The 22,227-nt window shown below is 66.7% G+C and carries 14 protein-coding genes and 1 pseudogene; 7 read left to right on the top strand and 8 right to left on the bottom strand.

What is annotated here, in order from left to right:
• The first annotated feature begins 15 nt into the window (after positions 1-15).
• Entirely contained in the window at positions 16-963 is a 948-nt protein-coding gene (locus ACH427_RS03140) for an N-acetylmuramoyl-L-alanine amidase (protein ID WP_398867617.1), read from the top strand.
• Positions 964-968: 5 nt separating this feature from the next.
• Positions 969-1,163, top strand: coding sequence for a hypothetical protein (locus ACH427_RS03135; RefSeq protein WP_398867616.1), 195 nt, complete (start codon positions 969-971; stop codon positions 1,161-1,163).
• A 64-nt stretch (positions 1,164-1,227) separates the two neighbouring features.
• On the opposite strand, the gene ACH427_RS03130 is transcribed toward ACH427_RS03135, so the two are convergent.
• From ACH427_RS03130 to ACH427_RS03120, 3 genes are all read right to left on the bottom strand, one after another.
• A complete protein-coding gene (locus ACH427_RS03130) occupies positions 1,228-1,476 on the bottom strand; it encodes a hypothetical protein (RefSeq protein WP_398867615.1) in 249 nt (82 codons plus the stop codon).
• A gap of 98 nt (positions 1,477-1,574) precedes the next feature.
• Entirely contained in the window at positions 1,575-2,999 is a 1,425-nt protein-coding gene (locus ACH427_RS03125) for a DUF3987 domain-containing protein (protein WP_398867614.1), read from the bottom strand.
• A complete protein-coding gene (locus tag ACH427_RS03120) occupies positions 2,996-9,907 on the bottom strand; it encodes a histone-like nucleoid-structuring protein Lsr2 (RefSeq protein ID WP_398867613.1) in 6,912 nt (2,303 codons plus the stop codon). The genes ACH427_RS03125 and ACH427_RS03120 overlap by 4 nt, the downstream gene beginning before the upstream one ends.
• Before the next feature lie 1,082 nt (positions 9,908-10,989).
• Here ACH427_RS03120 and ACH427_RS03115 point away from each other — a divergent pair.
• On the top strand, positions 10,990-11,778 hold the full coding sequence (locus tag ACH427_RS03115) for a hypothetical protein (RefSeq protein WP_398867612.1): 789 nt from the start codon (positions 10,990-10,992) through the stop codon (positions 11,776-11,778).
• Positions 11,779-11,904: 126 nt separating this feature from the next.
• Here ACH427_RS03115 and ACH427_RS03110 read toward each other — a convergent pair whose 3' ends face one another.
• Positions 11,905-13,158: a helix-turn-helix transcriptional regulator gene (locus ACH427_RS03110; protein ID WP_398867611.1), complete on the bottom strand. Its 1,254-nt coding sequence runs from the start codon at positions 13,156-13,158 to the stop codon at positions 11,905-11,907.
• A 501-nt stretch (positions 13,159-13,659) separates the two neighbouring features.
• Here ACH427_RS03110 and ACH427_RS03105 point away from each other — a divergent pair.
• Together ACH427_RS03105 and ACH427_RS03100 are read left to right on the top strand one after the other, a co-directional pair.
• Positions 13,660-13,890, top strand: a complete 231-nt coding sequence (locus tag ACH427_RS03105) for a hypothetical protein (RefSeq protein ID WP_398867610.1) — start codon at positions 13,660-13,662, stop codon at positions 13,888-13,890.
• 605 nt (positions 13,891-14,495) lie between these two features.
• Positions 14,496-14,996, top strand: a complete 501-nt coding sequence (locus tag ACH427_RS03100; RefSeq protein ID WP_398867609.1) for a glycine-rich domain-containing protein — start codon at positions 14,496-14,498, stop codon at positions 14,994-14,996.
• Positions 14,997-16,276: 1,280 nt separating this feature from the next.
• Here ACH427_RS03100 and ACH427_RS03095 read toward each other — a convergent pair.
• Positions 16,277-16,492 carry a GntR family transcriptional regulator gene (locus ACH427_RS03095; protein WP_398867951.1) on the bottom strand — a complete coding sequence of 72 codons (216 nt, stop codon included), beginning with the start codon at positions 16,490-16,492 and terminating at the stop codon, positions 16,277-16,279.
• Positions 16,493-16,718: 226 nt separating this feature from the next.
• Between ACH427_RS03095 and ACH427_RS03090 the strand changes: the two genes are divergently transcribed.
• Complete coding sequence (locus tag ACH427_RS03090) at positions 16,719-17,210, top strand: hypothetical protein (RefSeq protein WP_398867608.1); 492 nt, start codon at positions 16,719-16,721, stop codon at positions 17,208-17,210.
• 573 nt (positions 17,211-17,783) lie between these two features.
• Here the strand turns inward: ACH427_RS03090 and ACH427_RS03085 are convergent.
• From ACH427_RS03085 to ACH427_RS03075, 3 genes and pseudogenes are all read right to left on the bottom strand, one after another.
• Positions 17,784-18,443, bottom strand: a pseudogene (locus ACH427_RS03085) (inositol monophosphatase family protein); the annotation flags it as partial.
• An 81-nt stretch (positions 18,444-18,524) separates the two neighbouring features.
• Positions 18,525-20,336 carry a gamma-glutamyltransferase family protein gene (locus ACH427_RS03080; protein ID WP_398867606.1) on the bottom strand — a complete coding sequence of 604 codons (1,812 nt, stop codon included), beginning with the start codon at positions 20,334-20,336 and terminating at the stop codon, positions 18,525-18,527.
• 63 nt (positions 20,337-20,399) lie between these two features.
• Positions 20,400-20,882, bottom strand: a complete 483-nt coding sequence (locus tag ACH427_RS03075; RefSeq protein WP_398867605.1) for a DUF3761 domain-containing protein — start codon at positions 20,880-20,882, stop codon at positions 20,400-20,402.
• Between the two features lie 277 nt (positions 20,883-21,159).
• Here ACH427_RS03075 and ACH427_RS03070 point away from each other — a divergent pair, with 277 nt between their 5' ends.
• On the top strand, positions 21,160-22,215 hold the full coding sequence (locus ACH427_RS03070) for a biotin/lipoate A/B protein ligase family protein (protein WP_398867950.1): 1,056 nt from the start codon (positions 21,160-21,162) through the stop codon (positions 22,213-22,215).
• Positions 22,216-22,227: the final 12 nt, after the last annotated feature.

The raw sequence follows: 22,227 nt of genomic DNA, 5'->3' as shown, positions 1-22,227 counted from the left end.
AAGAGAGGAACATGTATGGCTTGGTATCCGGGAGCTCAGAAGTTGGAGTTGCAGCCGGAATCGGACGACCAGCCCGCTATCCAGCCGACCCAGCTAATTTTTCACTCGATCGCTGCGGCATGGACACCGCAGCGTACTTACGAATTCTGGCGCGACTCCACGAACCTGGAGTCGCATTTCGGGGTCGGTTACGACGGTTCCATTGCGCAGTACATCGGAACCGAAACCAGAGCGGATGCTAATTTCCGGGCGAACCGTCGGTGGGATGGCACCGGAGCCGTTTCCGTTGAGACTGCCAGCAATGATGACGCATCGGACGAGTGGACTCCCGCCCAGGTTGAGACGCTTATTCGCCTCGGGGTGTGGATGCATGAAAAGCATGATGTCCCGCTGCGTAAGTGCCGATCAGCCTCGGACCCCGGGTTCGGTTATCACCGCATGTATTCGGATTGGTCGGATGGTGGCACGGACTGCCCCGGTGATGCTCGTGTCGACCAGTTCCACGACGAGATTTTTCCCGGGATTGTGGCCCGTGCCACCGGCCAGACCCCCAACCCCACAACAACAAAGGAGACTGACATTCCGTACACGCTCGGCGAATTCAGTGACCAGAAGCTCGATTTGAAGCCTGACACCTGGACCACGCTGGACATCGGCCGTACCGATCTTATTTCTGACGCGCAGTCGTACACGGCCACGGTGTTTCTGACCCTGTCGGCTCCGGCCGGCTCCACCGTGCAGGGCCGTTTTTTCCATCAGCTCAAGGACGGTTCCCGCTGGAACGGCCCGATCATTGAGCGGCTCACCACCGCGGGTTCGTCTTTCGTGGACTTCACGCATGTGGGGTCGATTTCTGCGGGTGAGACGCTGCGGTTCGAGGTGACCTATGCGCCGGTTGATTCTGCGGACACCAAGCCTGCGTCTCTTACTGCCCGTCGCGCCCGCGGCCTGTACTGGAAGTAGGCGCTATGGAATTCATCAAGGCCCATTCAGCCCGGATTCTGGCTGTCGTATCGGCGGCCCTGGCCCTCGTCGTTTACTACGTTCCCGACCTGCCCGACGCTCTGATCTACGCGTTCGCGGTTGCGCTCCTGGGTGGCGGTGAGGTCACACAGCGAGTGGTAGTTCCGGCCCGCCGCAACATACCCCCGCTCGACTTCTAACCCCCTGGCTGTCTAACAAATAAAAGCCCCCTACCCATTTCGGGTAGGGGGCTCTTTTTGCGTTCTACTCCATGGCCCGCTTCCGGGCGTCATCCTTTTTATTCTCCGCCATGATGGAGAGAATGATTGCGATGATGGTTGCGGGGATCCATCCCCATTCGAAAATGAACCCCACGACTACCCCGAGTATGGGTATGCCGTCTGTGGCGATTCCCAGAATGAGCATCAGCACCCCGGTGAAGAACCAGGCACCCCAGATGATTTTGTGTGTGTCATCGGTGGCGGCTTTTACGTCTCTGTAGCCGTTTCCCATGAGGTTTCCCCCCTCTTGGTCGAGTTCCGTCGCATCCTATCAGCAGTGATCACGAAGAAGCCCCCTACCCAATCCGGGTAGGGGGCCTTTTGTTGATGCTAGAGCAGGGCCCGGAATGCGTCTATGAGTGCGCCCGCAGCCGGTGCGTTCTGTGCCGTCACCGGGATTTTGGTGGGCCTGGCCTCAGGCCGGCTGGCCCCCTGGGGTGCGGTCGTGCGCTTTTTCGGCGTGGCCTTCGGTTTCGGCCTGGGTGCTGGCTGAGGTTCGGGCGTCGGCTCGGGTGCCGGAGCCGACGCGGGCGTCGACATCTCAGCGGGCACAATCTTGGGCAGGATCCTCCACCCTTCCCACAACTCCGGCTCCGGCGTGCCTTCGAGCCAGAAGCGGAAGCTGGCCCGGCCGCCGCCCGGCCCCTTTTCACGCCTCCACAGCAGGCCCGGCATGTTCTTTGCCTCAGCCTCGGAGATCTTGAGGTACGGAAGGAGCTGTGACGACTTGACGCTACCGCCGTGGATCAGGATCCGCTCGCGTGCCCTCTCCAGCAGGCTCCTCGGCTGGCGGACGGCTTTCGGGGCGTCCATGTCCGCAAGGGTCTCCTCAACGAATTCCATGGAGTACCGGACCAGCGCGGCCGCAGCTTCGAGATCATCCCGTGTGATCTCGGTGCGCCGGTCGAACAGCGCGAACAGCGCGGCGACACGGCGGGCCTGTTCGTTGCATCGGGAAGCGAATGCTTTCAAGTCGTCCGATTCCCGCGCCTTGGCCAGCAGATCCTGACGGACGATGTCCGCCGTCTCAAAGGCGTCGTCGGCAAGCGTGACCAGCGTGGTCCGCTGGCCATGGCGCACCGCACGCGCCATGGCTTCTCCCGCGTCCGGAATCAGGTGCGCGGGCATCTGATCCCGCTCGCTGATCCACCGGACCTGTTTCACGGGCAGGATGAGGAGCCGGTTGTATGAGCCGCTGTCCCGCTCAGTCCTGCTCATGCTCGCCCGGAACTCGGCGGGGGTGATGTGCCCCATGATGGCCACGCGCGGGTGGTCGACCTCGATTGGCTCCTTCGCCCTGGAGGTGGCGACCGTGGCACCGTCCCACAGATCGCGGAGCACCTGGGACAGGTTGGCCTGCCTGCGCCCGGCGCGCATCACACGGGCGTATTCGGTATCGACCACGAGGGCGTGACCGCCACGGTCGGCTATGGCCTGGATCAGCCCTGCACCACCGACCACACCATTGATGATATGGCCGTTCATGAACAATGCGTTCGCGTCTTTGGCTATCGCAGTCGTGAGGTTCCACGCCTGGCCCTTGCCTTCGCCGGTCTCGCCGCACATCAGCATGTGCAGCATGAGCGCCATAGAGCCTGAGCCGCGCTGGACACGGGTTTCCGGGAGCATCGCGGAGAAGGCTGTCAGCAGCCCGACCAGCAGCCCGAGCGGGGAGTATTCGACGTGGGGTGCGAGGGAGGCGACCACCGCCCGAAGGCGGCCGGTGCTCATGGTCTGAAAATCGGGGGTGTTCACGCTGCGATCCCTTCGCTCTGGTGTGCCAGCGTCCATGCCACGCGGACGGGGTCAGGGAGCCGCCCCCGGTCCGACACCGGGTAGCCCTGCTGTTTCGCCCACGCCCGGATCTTTTGGGTGCGCTCACGGTCGCTCGGGCGCCTCCGGTCCTGCTTGATCGGTGTGGGGAGCGGGTCGCCACCCACGAACTCCCCGGCGCACACGGCCGCCGTGAAGCGGCCGGGGTCGCGTACGTCCATGCAGGGGATACGGCGTTCGGCCGCGTCCTGGAGCTTGGTCGTGTTGCGTTCTCCGCCCTTACCGAGGATCAGGAGAACGGTCGACTCGTCGGCCCGTCCCACGACCCGGTAGCCAGCGTTGCGTAGGGCCTGCCGGGCGTCATCCCACGAGTAGCCGGGGACTTCACCCGTGAGCATCACGGACGGGCCATCGGCGTCGTCGTCCCCTGTGTCGACCGGGCGGAAAATCTGTGGGTTCCAGCCGGCTTGAGGGCTGGGGTTCTCCTGCGGCTGTCCCGACTCCTTGTTGTCGGCCGCCGCGGCCTCTGTCGCGTCTGGCTCCTGGTGCTCGTGCTCGTGCTCGTCAGCGGGCGTCGATCCGGCGGGCGGGTCACCCATCAGATCCACCAGGAGCCCGCCGAACTGTGCCGCGTGTTCGGCGCACAGGGCCCACACCCGGCCAGCGAGGGTGAGTTGCTCGGTGGCCTCGACCTCCATGGCCGGGCGCTTCTCTGTGGGGACTTGGTGTGCGGCACACCACACCGGATCCGCAGGCTCCTCGATCACGCTCGGAGTCACCTCGTTGGAAAGGTCCGGGGTCGAGCTGGGGGAGACGAAGGGCACGATGTTGGGGTGCTTGATCTGCTCTGCGAGGCGTTCGAGCATCCGGGCGGCCGCGTCCGGCGCCGACTGTGTCGTCTGGTGAGTCATGTCCCGCCGCCCCTGCTCCTGTGTGTGCTCGTGCTTCAAGTTCGACGCTGCCTGTTGCTCGTTCTCGTTGGCGGCCGACTTCTCAAGCCCCTGCCCCTCCGCGTCACACTTGATGGCGTGGTTGCAGGGCTCGCCGTCCTCCCCGCACAGCGGGTCAGGGTTGCTCTCGCTCACGACATCCGGGACCGATTCAGGCTGCTCCCATGTACGCGCGGGCGTGATGCCCAGCTCTGAGAGCAGGGCGTTATACGAGCCGCTGTCCCTGACGAACTCCCAGTCCCGCCCCTGCTCTCCGGGATCAGCCGTCCAGCACAGCATGTGCTTCCGTCCCCCTGAGCGGTCGTCTGAGCAGATCCTCACGGCCTCAGCCCGGGTCACTCGCCACAGAACACGGAGGCGCGGCGGCGCGGTGTTCTTGCTGGCGATGAACACGACCACCGGGCCAGTCATGTCATCAGGGGCGGGCTCTGCGCCCTGGTCCGCGTCCCCATTGGCGGGCGTCCAATCCTGACCCCTCCAGCCGGCTGGACCCTCGACCCCGTTTTCCGCCCGGTCGGCGGGCGCCACGACCCCGGCCGCTCCTCCTAGGGTGCGTTGCTGCGCCGCGCTGTTCGGGTCAATGACAACGGGGATCGGCTTCCTGTCGTGCCGCCACTCCACCGGAGCCCGCTTCGTCACCTCGTCCAAAACCACGAACCGCCCGACACGGTCATAGCTCTCACGGTCGGCCAAGGCGTCCGCGCTCCGGGTGTCGACGTCGTCTATCCCCAAAGGGTTGCGCTGTGTTCCGGTGCTCATGGCGGGGGCATTGAGTTGGAAGTTGCCCAGCTTGGTTCCGCCGCAGTCACATGCCAGGTAGTGCCGCAGCATCCGAGCCACACCCTCAGCCGCCACGTACAACCACTTGGTCCGGCCGTCGCACCCTTCCCTGTGATACGGCAGCGCCTTGCCTGCCGCGTCTTCGCCCGTGCCCTCAGCCGTCGATTTTTCGGCCCCACCTTCAACCGGCTTTCGGGGCTCCGTTCCCCGGCGCTCGTTCTCGTCGGCAGGTTCGGACTGGGGGCCGCCCGCGGGGGCGGTGATCGGTGCGTCCTTGTCCTCAGCACCGTGGACGTTCGGATAGTGCAGGGCGAGGTAGTTCCGCAGCATCTCAAGCCACGGCACCCCCAGCAGAGTGCCCCACACAGCCGCGGACACCAGGGGCGAGAAGATGTCTCCGAGCTGCTGGCACTGCGACGTGCGCGAGCCGGTCACCGGGTGGTTGTCCGGCAGGCCGACCAGCTTGCACACCTCGGGAATGGTGAATCGTCGGCCTGTGGCTTCGTCGTACCAGCCGCGGATTTTGCTGGTCACGCCCGGAATGGTCCGGCCCATGACGAACGCGTTGCCGCCTTGCGTCTTCCGCACACCGCGCGTGTTGATCCGGGTCTCGGGAGCCCATCCGATGGCGTCGGAGGCCATGGTGACGATGCCCGGAGCCTCCACCGCCTCCAGGACGTTGTCACGGTGGCCCATCATGACCGCACGCCGCCGGTTCGACGGCGCACCGAACTCGCCTGCGTTCAGCACGTCCCAGCGCACGCCATCCCATCCGGCCACGATGTACTCAATGCCGATGGCGCCCCGCACCGATTCAGGCAGGGAGTGAGACTGTTCAATGAGTATTGTCTCCAGCGGCGCGCCTGCCGCGATCAGCCCCATGCCGATCAGTACCGGTGCCAGCATGAGCCCGGCCGTCTTTGCAGTCATGTCGTCGATCCACGACCACATTTCCTCTACCGGGAAGTCGGCAACGTCTCTGTAGACAGCCGTGGAGGCGTCCCCATACGCGCCGCCCGTCACCCATACGTTGCCGTACGCTTCCGCCACATCGGCGATCGCGTTGCACAGGATTTCCACGTTCTCCGGCGCGCGCCCGGCGCCTTTGCCCGCCATGGTCCAGTCCGGGCACGGCATCGTGAACGCGGCCCGCCTGGTCCAGCGCAACGCCGGGTGGCACGGGTCGAGTTCCCGTATGTCCATCTGGATGACCGTGCACCCGGCCGCCTCGGCGGTCGCGCAGGCGTCCTTGGAGGTGTCGATGCAGATCATGTCCAGGTCGACGCCGAGAATCTGCCGGTAGCCGACACAGCCACCCCCGCAGCCGCCGCACACGTTGATGCAGCGCTCCGGCTGCCCCTCCTGCCACGGGTAGAGCCAGCGTACGGGCAGCTTTCCGGCTATCTCCTGCCGCTGCTCCCCGGTAAGGGAGTCAAGCCACTCCGTCAGCTCCTGCCCGTCGAGCTCCAACCCCTTCGGCTCAGGCTCCGGCGCGTACGGGTCATCGCACGCACACGGGGATTCCTCGCAGTCCTCACATACCTGTGGCCCCTCGTCGTCCTCATCGAGGATCTCCGCGTCCACGATGTCCGTGCCCGGCTCGGGCGTCGGCTCCGGAGCCTGCGTCTCCTGGCCCCGCTCCATGACCACCGTGGGCACGTGCACGAGCGTGCTGGAGTCCTGCTCATACGAGACCGACGTCTGCCCGTCCCAGCGCACCCCGACGATCTGCTCACCGCCATGCTCCCGCACGGACACGACCACCCCCGTGCGGCTGGTGCACTCGTCCAGATGGGCGCGAGGGTGACCGGAGCGGACCACATCACCGATCGCGAATCGCTGCCCCGGACGCTCCCACCCGTACTCACTGGACGGCTGCTGCACGGTGGTGTCCAACCCTGCCGATGGGGAGGCGGGGTTGGGCTTCGGAGCCACAACAGCCACTACGGCACTGCCCCGCTCCGACTCCTGCCCACGCGCAACGGCGTCCGCGAGAATCGCCCGCTTCATGGCCGGGCGACCCTTCACGTAGTGACACACCTCATCCCCACTGCCGATGTGGTGCACCAGGTACTCACCGGCCAGCTCCTCGACCTCATAGCACTGGTCAAGCAGAACGGCCTTCTCATCTCCCTTGGCGCCGGTGAAATGGATGTCTCCGACCTTCGGCGCCTTGCCCTTGGCCACCGGCTTTTCTCCACTCCTGACGGATTGCATGGGCGTCGTCCTCTCCGCCTGCGGCCCGGCCGCCATGTAGGCGCGCTCTTCCTCAGTCATGGGAGGCAGAGGTGTTCCCTCGCCCTGCAAGTCCAGCCACCAAGCGACGTTTGGCGCCGGAACGCCGGGATGTGCTGCGTACCAATAGATGGAGGGTCCGTTGCTGGGACATCCGAAGCCCCGGCCCACCATCTCGCCCGACTCGTCGACAGTCAGATTGCAAAGCGTCGCCAGCCGCCCCCGGACGAGCGAGTCAGGCAAGTTCGCCGAGAGGAAAACCTGCCCGTCGTAAGTGACACGCCACCATCCATCGGCCATCCGCTCACACTCGACCGGCGGCATGTCGGCGAGCAACGTGACGTCCTCGGTAGCAAACGTCCGCTGTTCGCCGTTCCCATCGCGGGCGAAAACTAGAACCCGGTCCGGGCCCAGCCGCTTAGAAACGGTGTGAGCGGCCCCGTCGGCGATGACCGTGTCGTACGGCACGTACAGGCGGGGAATCTCATCGACCCGTTCCAGGTCGGCGACGGAAAATTCGATGGCGTCCCTTGGCATGGCACTGCTGACAAGGACCTGTGCCATCTGCCCGTCGACGTCCATGACCCGCCCCAGGACGCCGTTGGGCAGCCGCACCGTGCAAAGCGGCTCCAACTCCCCAACCCGCTTCTCTGTGGCGCCCTGCGGAGCCTCCGGGCGGTCGTCCGCCGCCTCTTCCGGGCGTTCCTCCGGCTTCACGTTCTTCAGCAGCGGATACGCCCGACGCTGAGCAGCCGTGACACCAAACGCGTTGTCCTTCTCCGCAGGCTCCACCAAATCCAGACGACGGGCCCGGTCCCACAGCTCCCACGCGGCCTTGCCCTTGTCGGAGAGGGCGAGAGACCGGCGGTGCCCCTCATCGACGCTGCGAGCGTCGAGAAACCCCGCAGCCCAGAGGGTGAGCACACGGTTCACGGCGAATTTCTTCGGCTTCCAGGACTCCCGCTGTTCAGGGACATAGAACCCGGTCGCGTCCTCCGTGAGCCAACCCTGATCCGCGTAGCTCAGAACATCCAACTGGGCGTCAGAGAAGGCCAGCTGGGTAGCCGCCTCGATCTCCTCCTCCATCAGCGGCTTCCGCACAACCGGATGATCGTAGGCATGCAACAGCGCGTGCCCCTCAGCGTCCTCCCGATCCCGGTACTCACCCGGCACCAGGTACGCCGTACCCCCGTGCCGGTCACACTCCACACCCCACCTGTGCCCGTACAGATCAAGCCGCACCGCCCGGACGAAAGACGGGAGCGCGAACGGATTCGAGCGATCCTCTGACATCTCCTCCGGCGTAGTCTCCTCGGGCTGCTCCTGGTCCTGCGGCTCAGAGACGACCGGAGCAGGAATGGTCGACCGGTCACCCCATACCGGCGAGCACTCCCCAGCGTGCGTTTTGGGACGGGCGCAGTCATACACACGCCCCGGCTCCCCGTGCTCCCCATCGTGATCCAGGAAGAACCCGTTGCAGTCCTCTACCGGGGTCTGCTCCGGCGCCGCGCTGCTCTCGTTCTCCTGCGCTTCTCCGCTGTCCGGCCGGAACTCCTCCGGTGCACTAGCCGTGACGATGGTCCCCGGATTCGCGCTCTGGCCGATCGTGGTCAACACCACCGAGAGTGGAACCACGGAATCCAGGCGAGCGCCGCTCTTGTATCCGACCGAACGGGTCTGATCAAACATGCCGTTCGTCCAGACTGCATCCACCTCCACGCCTACCGGCTTCCGAGGGCTCAGACCAGCCATACGCACGATCACAGTCCCGGACCGGTGCCGTTCCATGGCAACAGTCCAGCCGTTCGCCGCGGCAGTCTCAGCCACATAGACAGCAGCACGCGGCAACCACACCCCAGGCGCAACCTCAACCTCAGCGCACACACCATCGGCATCCAGAGCGGCGAGCGCATCCCCGCTCAACGGCCTGCCCTCCGCGGGAATCTTCGGAGCACTCCAAGGCTTGACCAGTGGCTGAGCAGAGCGGACAACAGCGCGCTTGAAGGCATCTCCCGGACCGCGCCCGTGCTTAACCTTGGTCGGCACGTCCGAGGGCTTCAGGACCCGTCCAGCATCCTTCGCAGCAATCGCCCCCGCCAGCACATCCGCGAAACGCTTGTCGACATCCGACACAGCGTCCTCAGGCAGCGCAAGAGCAATGACCGTACGGCCGTCCTCCGACACCCAACGCTTGCGGCCGTCACCCTCCTCAGAGAACAGCCTTGCTGCCCGTCCCCGATTCGCCTTGAAGTCGGCGGCCTGACGCTCCGCGCGCACGTCCCAACCCGCGTCGGCAGCCTCGTAGAAGATCACGCCCGCATTCCGAGGCGTGCCCGCAAGCAAGGCGGCGGACGCCCCCGCCTCAGCGGACTCCGGGGCAGGTTCCGGGGCGGGCTCGAACTCCGTCTCCCGGTCCGTTTCCTCCTCCCGCTGCTCCGGCTGCTCCGTGACAGGCTCGGACTCCTGGGCGGGCGTCTTGACCACCACATTGGCAGTCTCCGGAACCTCCATCGATACCGCACCGAACTCCCGGGCGTGCGAAGCATCCAGGGCATAGCTCACAGTGTGCGAGCCCCGACCATCCCGCACGATCGCCCAACCGATACGGGCCACGTGGCTTACGTCGACTGTCGCACCGCATGTGCAGTCGAAGCCGACCATGGCGCGCATGCTCATTCCGAGAGCTCCGCGACAGGTGCCCTTCCGGCGCCCGAACTGTGTGGCCTGGAAAGGCCCGTTGTGCCGAACAGGCTCCAAAATCACCAGACCATCCGGGCGCACGTCGGCAATGTTCTTCCGCGCGTACGTCTTCACCGGCCCCCGCGACTTGTAACCCTCCTTACCCGGAATGATCCAACGGCCGTCCAGTGTCACCAGGCTGTACCGCTCCGTCGCCGGGCAGAACACGGAGTAGGCAACCGCCATGCCGTGATCGTCCTGAATCAGCCCAGCATCCGTGAGCCCGTGCCCCGCCATGGCATTCCGGGCCGGAGTCGTAACCATGACCCTCACAGCTATTCCCTCCCCACTCTCAAGAAAGGCGTGGCCCCGCCCCACAAACGGGGCCACGCAAACCAATCGACTACTCGGCACCTTTCGCGTACTCGCCCCGAGGCTCAAACTCCCCGCAAATACTTCCGAATCCGTCCTGAATATCCCCACCACCATCACGACGTGGATTCCACGGAGCGGGCTTACAAGCCCCCTCATCGAAACCCTTCTGGTAGCCGGTCACTGTCGCATGCTCCACCGCTCCAGACCTCTCCCATTCCCCACCCAGGAAGCCAGCCAGAACAGCCATCACAACCAACACCAGAACCGCCACCGGCTTCCAAAACCTCATGCCCATTTCCCCGCCCCATTCATTAGCTAGAACGCCATTCCAGTTCGACCAGCACCCACCCATTGGGCACCCATCCACCCCGCACAGCGGGACAAGACCCATTCCAAGGCACCAGGACCCAAAAAAACCCGATCTAATCAATGTGACCCACACCCCAAAAAGCACTCCCCAACCCCTCACACCCCACCCCATTCTTTTACATCTCCGCAGGTCAGAGCCCTAAAAGCACCCGGGGGTAATACATAGAAAGGCGGCCGCAGGACCCACCGGGGGTGCCTCTTTCCGACCGTGTACGGGTATCAAATTTTCAGCAGCCGGCCCGCAGAACGCCGGGAGGACGCAAAAATGGGCGTTGATGCCTCTACTGGCCTGCGCATGCCTGTCGGGTCGGAAAATATCCCGTCGAGTCCATTTTTTGGGGTGCTCTGTGAGGTCTGGCGAGTTTCAGGGGCTAACTAATGAATCATCAACAGGCCCTGCGGAAGGGAGTGGCCAATAGCGCCTACATGGGGCGCCGTTGTGTGCTCTTACTCGACGGCAGGAGCTGATCGAAGGGGGGTGGCCGGCTGGGGTGCTTTCACCGAGAAGCCAGACACCCCTTGCGTATCGTTCGATACATGTGCAATGCTGTAGATGTATCGAACGATACATCGAGGGAGGGTTCATGGATCTGCCGTTGATCAACACCCGTAGCGACGAGCGACCCGACACCGGCGCGCACTTCTGGCATAACGGATGGCTGCCGGAGTTCCACGTGGCGCACCCGAAAGAGCGGTACACCGCATTCGTCATGAGCGGCGTGGTGGTTCACCTCTGGGACGAAGGCCCCGTCGGCATGGCGTGGGCAGAGTGCGCGTGGGAGGACGCTGCTGCGACCGCGGCCTGCCTCGCCGACCAGTTCCGCCCGTGGGCGGCCAGCGCGAGCGCGATCACGCAGGAGCGGTCTCTTGCGTCCCGCATAGACCGGCTACAGGAGCGCTTTTTCACGGGGTATCACGAGCGGCGGATCCGGGAGGAGGAAGTGCGCGGCATCCTCCCGGATGAGGTCATCGACGCCCACAAGGCCGCGGCTACCGAGCGCCGTAGCCCAGATGCCCCTCTCGTTCCTTCTTATCGGGTCGATTACCGTGGTCCGCTCCAGGGTGAAATTCGCCGCCTGGAAGCGTGCTTGGCGGAGGGGCGGCACCGGGCTGACGCAGCACTCCCGGACATGTCTGCGCTGCCGCCCGAGCCCGGGGCCTGGTGGCTGGGCTGGGAGGCTCGTTCCCAGAGCGACCGAACCAACTGGGGGGATGTCTTCGCCCGTCGAGTGCCTGAGGCGTGGACCCGGGTCAGTAGAAGCAGGGACCAGTTGTTCCGGTGGTGTCTGGCTACTGGAATGGCGCGCATGGAGCTGCACCGGATCACGGGAGCCTCCCGCGCCACTATCGACCGCATTATGTCGCCGAAGTAGCCGGCCAAGGTTCAACGGCAATGAGACGAGCCCCCGCCCGGGTGACTGGGTGGGGGCTCGCTCTGCTGTGGGGACGTGGCTCGTGCGTCTACGTGGGTCGTCGCCACGCTGCTCGAAGCCGTGAACTCAGGCGTAGGCGCGCAAGAGGTCGCGGACGCCCGCATGATCCTTGTACGGCTCGAAGCGGCCGAGCGTACCGCTGACCCACTCGTTCAAGCGGGGCGATGCCGTGTGGAAACTCAGGTTGGCTGCCCGGGTCGCGGCGTTGGCCGCCTCATCAAGAGCCCCAGCATCGAGGTAGGAGCCTGCCAACCAGCAGGCATACAGGCCGACCTCACGTGCATGTGTGTCGTCGTACGGAGCCGTCAGATTTTCCAAGATCGGCACGGCCTTCTTCGGCTCGTGCAACTCTGCCCAGCACCGGCCAGCCATGATCTCCGACTCGTCCCGGTTGATCCAGTAGACAGTATCCGGCTCCTCCACCCGCGACGTATCGCGCTGATCGTGTGCCTGCTCAGAGAGACCGATTGCCCGGCCAACACCAGTTGCATCACCAGTCCTGGCGCAGGCCCAAGCGAGCCGATCCGCCAGGACCACACGCACGGCAGGAAGGACGTCCTTGGGCGCATTCGCCAGGGACGCTTCCGCCATGGCCACGCCCTCACGGGGGTTGCTGGTGGATGCAGTGAGGTAAGACAGCTCGGATAGGGCGGTTGAGCCCAGAGTGTCATTGCCAGCTTGGTTGGCGGTGCTCGCTGCGGCCTGAGCGAGCTTCCGGGCATGGGGGATTCGGCCCGCGTCGAAGGCGGTCCAAGAGGCGAACTGGTACAGCTCGGCTAGCCCGGACAGCAGTTTGCGCCCGACAGCCTCAGAGTATGTGCCGTGCGCGGCTTGCCCGGCAAGCGTGTCGATCTCCGTGAGTACCTTCGGGTAGACGCTGACTCCACCAGAGTAGTCGTCCAACCGGCGTAGTGCTGCCAGTCGTTGACCTGCGCGGACAACGTCAGCCTGGCCGATGCGACGGCCCTGCGCCATAGCTGGTGAAGCAGACAGCGCAATGCCGGCTACGGCCCCGGCCCCAAGAAACGCCCGACGATCCACAGGAGGTACCAGCCCTTCAACGTCAAGACCATCCGCATCAGGTGCGGGAGTTTCACCGTAACCGGCGAGGTCAACCCCTAGCACCTCTTCCAGGTACGGCAGCCACAAACGCGGCAGCCTGGCGCCTTTCTCCCACCGGTACACGTAGTGCCCCGTGACACTGCCTGTCCGCTTCCCCTCGTCTCCCCACCTGGCGACGTTGAGCCGCCGGGCCAGTTCGGATTGCGAGATCCGTAGTTCCTTCACGCGCAGTTCACGGATCTTGTCGCCGACGGTCATGGCCTCCCCTTCGGTCCCCTGGCATATAAGAGGCATACAAGTGGCCTACACCCTGGCATCTATTCACTTGCCCTCACCAGGCGTTGACTGAACATCACCCTTCGGATCTTGAGGAAGGATGGGGCCCGGCGATGACGTACCGCACTGGGGCGTTAGTGATGGACACCGGTAAGGAGGAGATCGGAGAGGTCATGCAGGAGTGTGGGGTAGAGGTGTGGCTCCGTCCGCCTGGCGGTGGCCGTGAGTGGCTGTGTCGCCCTGAAGATCTGCGGTTGGCCACCCGTGACGAGAAGCGCAACGCCGATCGGGGGCGGAGAGTATGAGCGATCGGCAGGATCGTGACGGATCAAGCGGTCGAAGGGCCGGCCTCGCCACGGGGCCCGTCGCCGCCTCGCCCCCGAGGCGGGAGGCTGAGGAAGCGGGCAGTCAGGAGCGGTCTGGTACCCGTCGCGTTTTCCAATGCGGCCCGTACGGCGTACAGGTGAAGGGCAGTAGGCCGTCATGCTGATGCCCCGTCCGATCAGCCCCGCCTACGGATCCCCGCCGGTCGTGTCCATGCCGCACTCGTCGGCCATCGGCTCCATCCACTACGTGGATTGCCGGATCTGCGTGAAGCTCATCAAAGCGCGGGATGCCTGCCTGGAGCGTGGCGACAATCCCAATGCGCAGAAGTTCGCTGACGCCCTGACGGACCACAGGGCCAAGCGCCACACGGCGGGGGTGACGCAGTGACTCGCGCTGTTTTCCCACACCTGCCCCACGCGATTACGGTGCACCCTGACCTGATCACGTACGGCGCCGCCTGTCGGCGCTGCCCCTGGAAAATCACGGACGAATCCGGGCCGGGCCCCGTGCAGATGGCTTGCCTTGAACACGCTGGGCGGTCGGGACACGGAGGTTTCCGTCTAATCCAAGAGATGGAAGCGTTCGTTGTCCGGGAGGGCGGCCAGTGACCCGACGGCGGCACCGCCGCTGGGTGGACTGGGCAGGCCACGCTGAGGGGCTGCTCTTGGCCGGCTTCCTGGTTCTCGCCCTCTGCGTCATCGTCTGGCTCGCTGTCCAAGGTGCGCCGCACCGCCGTTAGACCCCTGCCCCTCTGCACGGCCCGCGGTGGTAATCCCCCGACACCGTAGGGCCCCTCCCTAGAAGGCGGAGGGGCAGGCTCAGCCGTCCGGCTGTACGGGGGACAGCCGGACGGCCACAAGACTCCGCGCCCTGCCGGGTGTCCCTGAGGCCGCGGCGGGGAGCGGGCACCACGCCCTTCCGGCCGTCTGGTCGCGAGCGGCCGGAAGGGTGCACCAAGAACGCACAAGGCAGGCCGACGAAAGGGGGAGAGTATGAGCACCATTCAGGAGACGGGTAGAAATGTCCGGGAGCTGCTGAGCGTCGAGGCGTTTAGCAACGTGACAGCTACCGTTCTGGACAACAATCCCGATATGGAAAGGGAGATCGCTGAGCGGATAGTCGCCGAGGCTATCAAATTCGTGGTGGCCTGCGCGGCATTCCCAGGTGAGAGTTTTCGACCCTCGCGAATTGTGGATGAGGGCTGGCATGCCCTGATCCTCAACTCGCACATTTATACCCGCTTCTGCAACAAATTAGCGGGCCGGTACGTTCATCATGTGCCGCAGCGACCCGACCCGTCCCGGCATGACCCCGGGGAACTGGAACGCACACAGGCCGCGATCACCCGAGCCGGGTACACGCCGGACCGAACGCTCTGGCTGGCACCCGACGATCCGAGCATCACGGTACAGGTCCGCGCTACGTGCGAGCACTCACCGCCGCCGCCGAATGGGACGTGCACAGGCGACTGCTCGAACACCGGACCGAACTGAATGTTCGGCCCCTGTCGACTACCTCACGGCCGGCAGGGGCTGAACGTTCGAAGCCAAGACTTGGCGCGCCGTCGTCAGTACGCTCGGGGTGTCAAGAAGAGCCGCCATGGGATCGGCAAAGATCGTGGCCACGAACGCTGTTCAGGTTTCGGGGCCTCGCGGGCCGCAATTCCCCGGAGGCCCATCCGTCGGTCTGAGCAGAGAGGTCGGATCGATGACCGAACATCCAGAAGACGCGTTCGAGAGTGAGGGGGAGCGTCGCCGCTTGGTCAACTGGACAGACCCTCACCGGGCACACATCGTGGAGCACTTTAGCCGCGAGGTGGAGACAACGGTCAGCACAGGTCGGCGCGGGTGCCGCAACTGCCGCGGCCTAGGGGTGATCATTATGGTGGTCGCGGGGCATCCGCGGAGCTACTCGTGTACGTGCCCCAGGTAGCGTCCGCAAGAGGGCCCACAGGGCGGGACCTCTTCGTCTGGACGGGGCTTGCCACCGAGAAGGATGAAAAAAGCCCCCAGGGTGACCTGGGGGCTTTGCACACCTCCGCCTGCGCGGAGCTAGGGCGGCCTCTGGCCTGGGTATCCCCGCAGCACTCGGCTCACCTCCGCTTGCGCGGAGCAGTGTCGGAACCCGCTTGCGCGCGTGCCAACAACGAGCACACTAGCGCATCTGTGGTTGTCCATGGGTGAGTTCGATGGATACCGCGCCAGTGCTGCACAGTAGGGTGCGCGGATGGCAATGAACCTCCCAGATGAGCAATGCCCCGGCGAGGAGCGCGAGTTCCGTGTCGTCATGTCGCGTGAGCGATCAGACCGGGTGGTGGCCGTACTACGAGAGCACCTCTACCGGGAGGCGGAGCAGCGAGTGCCCGGTCCCCGTGGGCCGATCAGCGCGAAGATCGAAGCGGAAGGTTTTCTAGCGCAGTTCTCTTGGGAGAACGGCCGGCTGGGGGATGATCGGCTCCCCAGGAGTTAGGCGACTGCTTGCAGTCCTGGCGGGTCAGGTTCTAGAGTCTCCTGTGCAGGCAGGGCAGTTGGGCCCGTAGTCCCCGCACGTGCGGGGGTGTTCCCGTTCACTGCGTGACGTTGTCCCCGCACATGCGGGGGTGTTCCCGTTCACTGCGTGACGTTGTCCCCGCACATGCGGGGGTGTTCCCGTTGACTGCTTGACGTTGTCCCCGCACATGCGGGGTTTAAGGGCTTCACCTCATCAGGTGAGGCCCTTTCCTTGTTGTTGAAGCCCCACCCAGCCGGGTGGGGCTTTGTGCTGCCTCGGGAAATTACTCGCCCTGGGCTTCGCCGGCTTGCTTCACGAACGTGCCCTTCCCCCACTCAGTCTCCACAAGACCCCTTTCCCGGAGCTCTCGTATCGCCCGCCGCGCGGTTCCACGCGCGACCCCGAACCGCGCGCACAGATCAGCCTCTGACGGAATGAGAGCACCTGGTTCGTATTTACCCGCCCCAATCTCATCGGTGAGCGCTTCCAGCACTCGCATGTACGGGGCGCGCACGGCGCGGGGGTCGGACGGGCTCTCAGGCATAGGGAGAGCGTAGACAAACCAGCCATTGGGAGCGACTTGAACGAGTGGACGTGTTGAACATGTGGACATGTTGAACGAGTGAGGTCTAGCGTCGCTGCTGAAACGAAAAGCGCCCCGGAAGACCGGTGCAACGGCCAATCCGGGGCTCGCCGAACACAGCTTCTGAGGAGCTGAACGACGTATGCGCGATGCTATCGCCCGCTTCTTAACCTGGGGGCTGCGGCTCTTGCTGCCTGCCCGCGGTCGCCACGGCTACACCCAGCCCAACCTAGTTCCGGCATCCGAGCCGGCCGTTCTCGGGCAGCAGCCCGAGCCCCCCGTAGAAGCCCCTGACACCGCAGGGGCAGACGACATCTTCTGGTGCGACGAACCCTTGGTCCGGAGCTTCGTCCTGGCCCAGGAGGAGCGCCGGGCGGCTGAGCGCCGGAAGCGGGAAGAGGAGCGGCTCCGCAGGGTGCACGGGAACGCGGCCGACGATGGCCGCGACTACCCGGACATGCTTTACCTCCGCCCGGACACGCAGATCACCGTTGCCAGGGCGTGGACGGAGTCGCGGCCGGGGGTGCGCCAGTGTCCCCACTGCTGCGTGGAACTGGACCGCTACATTGAGACCGGGAGCGGCTGCGGCGTGGCCTTCCGCATCGACCATGAGTGTCGGCGAGAGCCGCGCTAAGCACTGACCCTTGTTCTTCCGCCCCCTCCGGATCACCGGAGGGGGCTTCTTCATGCTTCCCCTCGCCCTCCGTAGCGGAGGTTACGCACGGCCTGGAGGGCCATCGGAGACAAGGCGACCACGGCACCGTGATCGTTGACGAGGACCCAGCCCTTCTGGCTGAGTGAGTGGACCTTGGGCTGTGCGTCGTGTCCGACCGCTGTCGTGAGCTCATCGACTGTCGGCACGTTCCCGGCGTCCAAGTGATCCGCGATCATGAAGAGGAGGCGCTCTTCCTCTGGAGTGATGTTGAAGTCCACGGTTCGACGGTACGTGGGTCTGTGCTTCTACGCTGGTCGATGGCTCGCAGACGTGAAGAGACCCCCGCGTGGTCGCTGCGGGGGTCTCTTCACGTCTGCGAGCTACGGCTTCCGGCCAGCTCGTTTGCCAGTTGCTCCGGTGCCTGTGATCGTGTGGATTGCGCGGTTCAGGTCTTCCTCTGGGAGCTTCGGAGCTCGCTTGGCCCATTGCTTGATCCACTCGTCGCGAGACATAAGTACAGGTCACACCCCTTCTGGCTTGATGCTTCCTGGATGCGTTCTCCCAGGAGAAGGCGAGGCCGTCGATGTGACCCCGCGCGACGTTGAGGTATTCGAGCCCGGCCGAGCCACAGGGGCGCGGCGCGACGCCGTCCGTGCGCAGGGCGGCCAGGACGCGCTTCTGCTCGTCGTCGGTGAAGTCGTAGTGCGAGGTCGCCACTTCGAGGACCTTGCCCGGCTCGGGCGAGCCGGAGCTCAGGCGGGCGCCGTTGAGCTCCGCGCCGCCGCCGCGGCGGGCGGTCGCCATCAGCTCCAGGGCGGGCGCGTACGTCCAGGAGGCGAGCAGCTCGCCGTGGTGGGCCAGGCAGACGAGCGTGGTGAAGCCGGGGTCGCCGTGGACGAACTGCCGGGTGCCGTCGACCGGGTCCACGATCCACACCGGGTCGCTGCCGCGCAGGGCGGTGAGGATGCCGGGGTCGGCGTGCACGGCCTCCTCCCCGACGACGACGGAGCCGGGCAGCAGGGCGGTGAGTGAGGCGGTCAGGTGCTCCTCGGCGAGCCGGTCGGCGACCGTCACCAGGTCGTGGGGGCCGTTCTTCTCGACGATCTCGTCCGCGGCGAGCTGCCGGAAACGCGGCATGATCTCGGCGGCGGCCGCCTTGCGGACCGCCTCCTCGACGTGGTTCAGATCACCTGCGAGAAATTCATCGATCATGCGTCCATCGAACCACGCCCCACCGACATCCGGGGGCGTGGTCATGGCCACAGGATGGCTTCCACGTGAACGGACCCCGGGTCAGCGGCCCACCGCGTAGCCCTGCATGCCCCGCGGGTTGGCGGCCGCCGACAGCACGCCCGTCTCCGGGTCGCGCGCCACCGCGCTCAGCCGTCCCTGCGACCAGGGCCCGGCGACGGTCACGTCGTGGCCCCGGCGCCGCAGCTCCCCGATGACCCGCTCCCCGATCCGGGCCTCCACCGTGACCGAGCCGGGCCGCCTCTCGCGCGGGTGGAAGGAGCTGGGGAAGGAGTCCTGGTGCCAGTTGGGCGCGTCGATCGCGCCCTGGAGATCGAGCCCGCCGCGCACGGCGGGGCGCAGGGTGACCGCGAGGAAGAAGTGCAGCTGCCACTGGTCCTGCTGGTCGCCGCCGGGTGTGCCGAAGGCCAGCACCGGCTCGCCGCCGCGCAGCGCGAGGGAGGGCGTCAGGGTCGTGCGCGGCCGCCGCCCGGGGGTGAGGGAATTGGGCAGCCCGGCCTCCAGCCAGGTCATCTGCAGCCGCGAGCCGAGGGGGAACCCGAGCTCGGGGACGACGGGGTTCGACTGGAGCCAGCCGCCGCTGGGCGTCGCGGAGATCATGTTGCCCCAGCGGTCGACGATGTCGAGGTGGCAGGTGTCGCCGCGCGTCACCCCGTCGGGTCCGACGGCCGGGTCGGTGCCGTACGCGAGGGTCGGCTCGCCCCCGCCCGGCAGCAGCGGCACCTCCGTCGTGCCGGTGGGGATGAGCGCGTGCCGGGGCAGGCGCGGGGTGCGGCCCCCGGGGCTGCCGGGACGCAGGTCGTACGACGCCAAGTCGCCGATCAAGGCCCGGCGGGCGGAGTTGTAGCCGTCCGAGAGGAGTTCGCGCAGCGGCACGTCACCGGTGGCGTCGCCGTACCACGCCTCGCGGTCGGCCATGGCGAGCTTGCCGCCCTCGACGAGCGTGTGGACGTAGTCCCCGGTGCCGTATGCGGGCAGCTCGCCCAGCAGGGCGAGCTGCTGGAGCAGGACCGGTCCCTGCGACCAGGGGCCGGCCTTGCACACGGTCCAGCCGTTCCAGTCGTACGTGACGGGGTCCTCGTAGCCCGCACGGAAGCCCGCGAGGTCGTCACCGGTGAGCGGGGCCGCGTGCCGTTCGCCGGAGGAGTCCAGGGTGGGGCGGGCGGCGGCCCGTACGAGCGCCTCGGCGACGAAGCCCTCGCGCCAGACGCGGCGGGCGGCATCGATGCGGCGCTCCCGGCCGCCGCCCGCCGCGTCGGACTCGGCGAGGAGGCGGCGCCAGGTGGCGGCGAGCGCCGGGTTCCGGAAGAGCCGGCCGGGGGCGGGCGGACGCCCGCCCGGCAGATAGAGCGCGGCGGAGTCCGGCCACTCACGGGTGAACAGCTCCCGCACCGCCTCTACGGTCCGGCCGACCCCCTCGACCGGGGCGTGCCCGGACTCGGCGTACCCGATGGCGTACGACAGGACGTCGGCGAGCGGCTTGGTGCCGTGGTCGCGCAACAGCAGCAGCCACGCGTCGAACGCGCCCGGCACCGCGGCCGCGAGGGGCCCGGTGCCGGGCACGAGCGTCAGCCCCAGCGAGGTGTAGTGCGCGATGCTCGCCCCCGCGGGCGCCGGCCCCTGACCGCAGAGCACCCGTACGGCGCCGCCCGCCGGGGCGATGACGGCGGGCATCTCACCGGCCGGGCCGTTCAGGTGCGGCTCGACCACGTGCAGGACAAAGCCCGCCGCCACCGCGGCGTCGAAGGCGTTGCCCCCGCCCTCCAGCACGGCCATCGCGGACTGCGAGGCGAGCCAGTGCGTGGAGGAGACCATGCCGAAGGTGCCCTGCAAGGTGGGCCGCGTCGTGAACATGACCTCTAGGAGATCCCGCGGAGGCGGTTCCTTCAACCACGCGGGCGCGTTTTCCCGGATCTGTCAGGAGGGCAGATCCTTCAACCACCGCGCGACACCGCCGTGGTGGGAACATGTGCCCCTGCGGTGCGCGGAGTAGGAGGACGAGCCGTCGATGCAGACCGCGGACGCGCCCGCGTGGTCGCCGGAGGCGGACGAACCGCCGGTCGACGTGGTGCCGCCGGATCCACCGGTGGTGGAACGGCTGCCTTCGCCCCCTGCCGAACCGGCCGTACCGCCGCCGGACGGCGCCTCCTCCTTGGGCGTCGGCGCGGGCGTCGGGGACCCGCCGCCCGAGGCGGACGCGGGCGCGGACGACGGCGGGGCCGAGGCCGGCGCGGTCGTCGGTTCCTGGGACGGCGTGACCGGCGCGGAGGTGGCGGCGGTCGGCCTGGTGTCCGCGGACTTGTCGGAGTCGTCGCAGGCGACCGCGCCGATCCCCAGCGTCAGCGCGACGGCGAGAGCCGCTCCGGTCCGTCTCGCCCTGCGCGACAGAAAGGTGTTCACGTTCGGGTTCCCCCCTCGAACGGGCTGCTGCGTCGGAACGTTTCCGCGCATGGCCCCGCACCCGGTCGCGAGCCGACGCCCGGCAGACCGGGGGAGCGGGTGGGGGGAGGTGAAGAGACGGAGCGAAGAAGGACGGAGCGTGGAAAGCGGTGTTATGTGTGGGGTGCACGTAGTGTAGGTGCTTCACCCACGAGAGTGACAGTAGATGGCGGAGTTACGGTTGATTCCGCTGATGGTCGGAGGACCGGCCGGAGAGAACAAGCGGGAGGACGCGGCCGTGCACGGCGAATACAAGGTTCCGGGCGGGAAGCTCGTCGTCGTGGACCTGGAGGTCGAGGACGGAGCCCTGCGCGACGTCCGGGTGGCCGGTGACTTCTTCCTCGAACCGGACGAGGCGCTCCTCGACATCAACCGCGCCCTGGAGGGCGCGCCCGCGGATACCCTCGCCCCGCAGCTCGCCGCGCGCGTCGACGCGGCCCTGCCCGAGGGCACGGTGATGTTCGGCTTCACCGCGGAGTCCGTGGGCGTCGCGGTCCGCCGCGCCCTGGCCCAGGCCACCGACTGGACCGACTACGACTGGCAGCTCATCCACGACGGCCCGCAGGACCCGGCGCTGCACATGGCGCTGGACGAGGTGCTCACGGCCGAGGTCGCGGCCGGGCGGCGGCCGCCGACGCTGCGGGTGTGGGAGTGGGGCTCGCCCGCCGTCGTCATCGGCAGCTTCCAGTCCCTGCGCAACGAGGTCGACCCCGAGGGCGCGGCCCGCCACGGCATGACCGTGGTCCGCCGGATCTCGGGCGGCGGCGCGATGTTCATCGAGCCCGGCAACACCATCACCTACTCCCTGTGCGTGCCCGACGCCCTGGTGCAGGGCCTGTCCTTCGCCGACAGCTACGCCTATCTGGACGACTGGGTGCTGGGCGCGCTGGAGGGCATGGGCGTCAAGGCGTGGTACCAGCCGCTCAACGACATCGCCACCGACTCCGGGAAGATCGCGGGCGCGGCCCAGAAGCGGCTGGTCGGGGCGGAGGGCGCGGTGCTCCACCACGTGACCATGGCCTACGACATCGACGCCGACAAGATGCTCGACGTGCTGCGGATCGGCAGGGAGAAGCTGTCCGACAAGGGGACGAAGAGCGCGAAGAAGCGCGTGGACCCGCTGCGCCGCCAGACCGGCCTGCCGCGGGCGGCCGTCATCGAGCGCATGGTCGCCTCCTTCCGCGACCGCTACGGCCTGACGGAGGGCGCGGTCACGCCCGAGGAGATGGCCCGTGCCCGCGCACTGGCGGAGACGAAGTTCAGCTCGGAGGAGTGGACGGCGCGCGTCCCGTAAGTCCTGTGAAGG

It is taken from the genome of Streptomyces sp. NPDC020379 (assembly GCF_044387105.1).
Lineage (GTDB): Bacteria > Actinomycetota > Actinomycetes > Streptomycetales > Streptomycetaceae > Streptomyces.
Note: the sequence above shows the minus strand (reverse complement) of the source record. Positions and strands in the feature narration are given on the sequence as shown.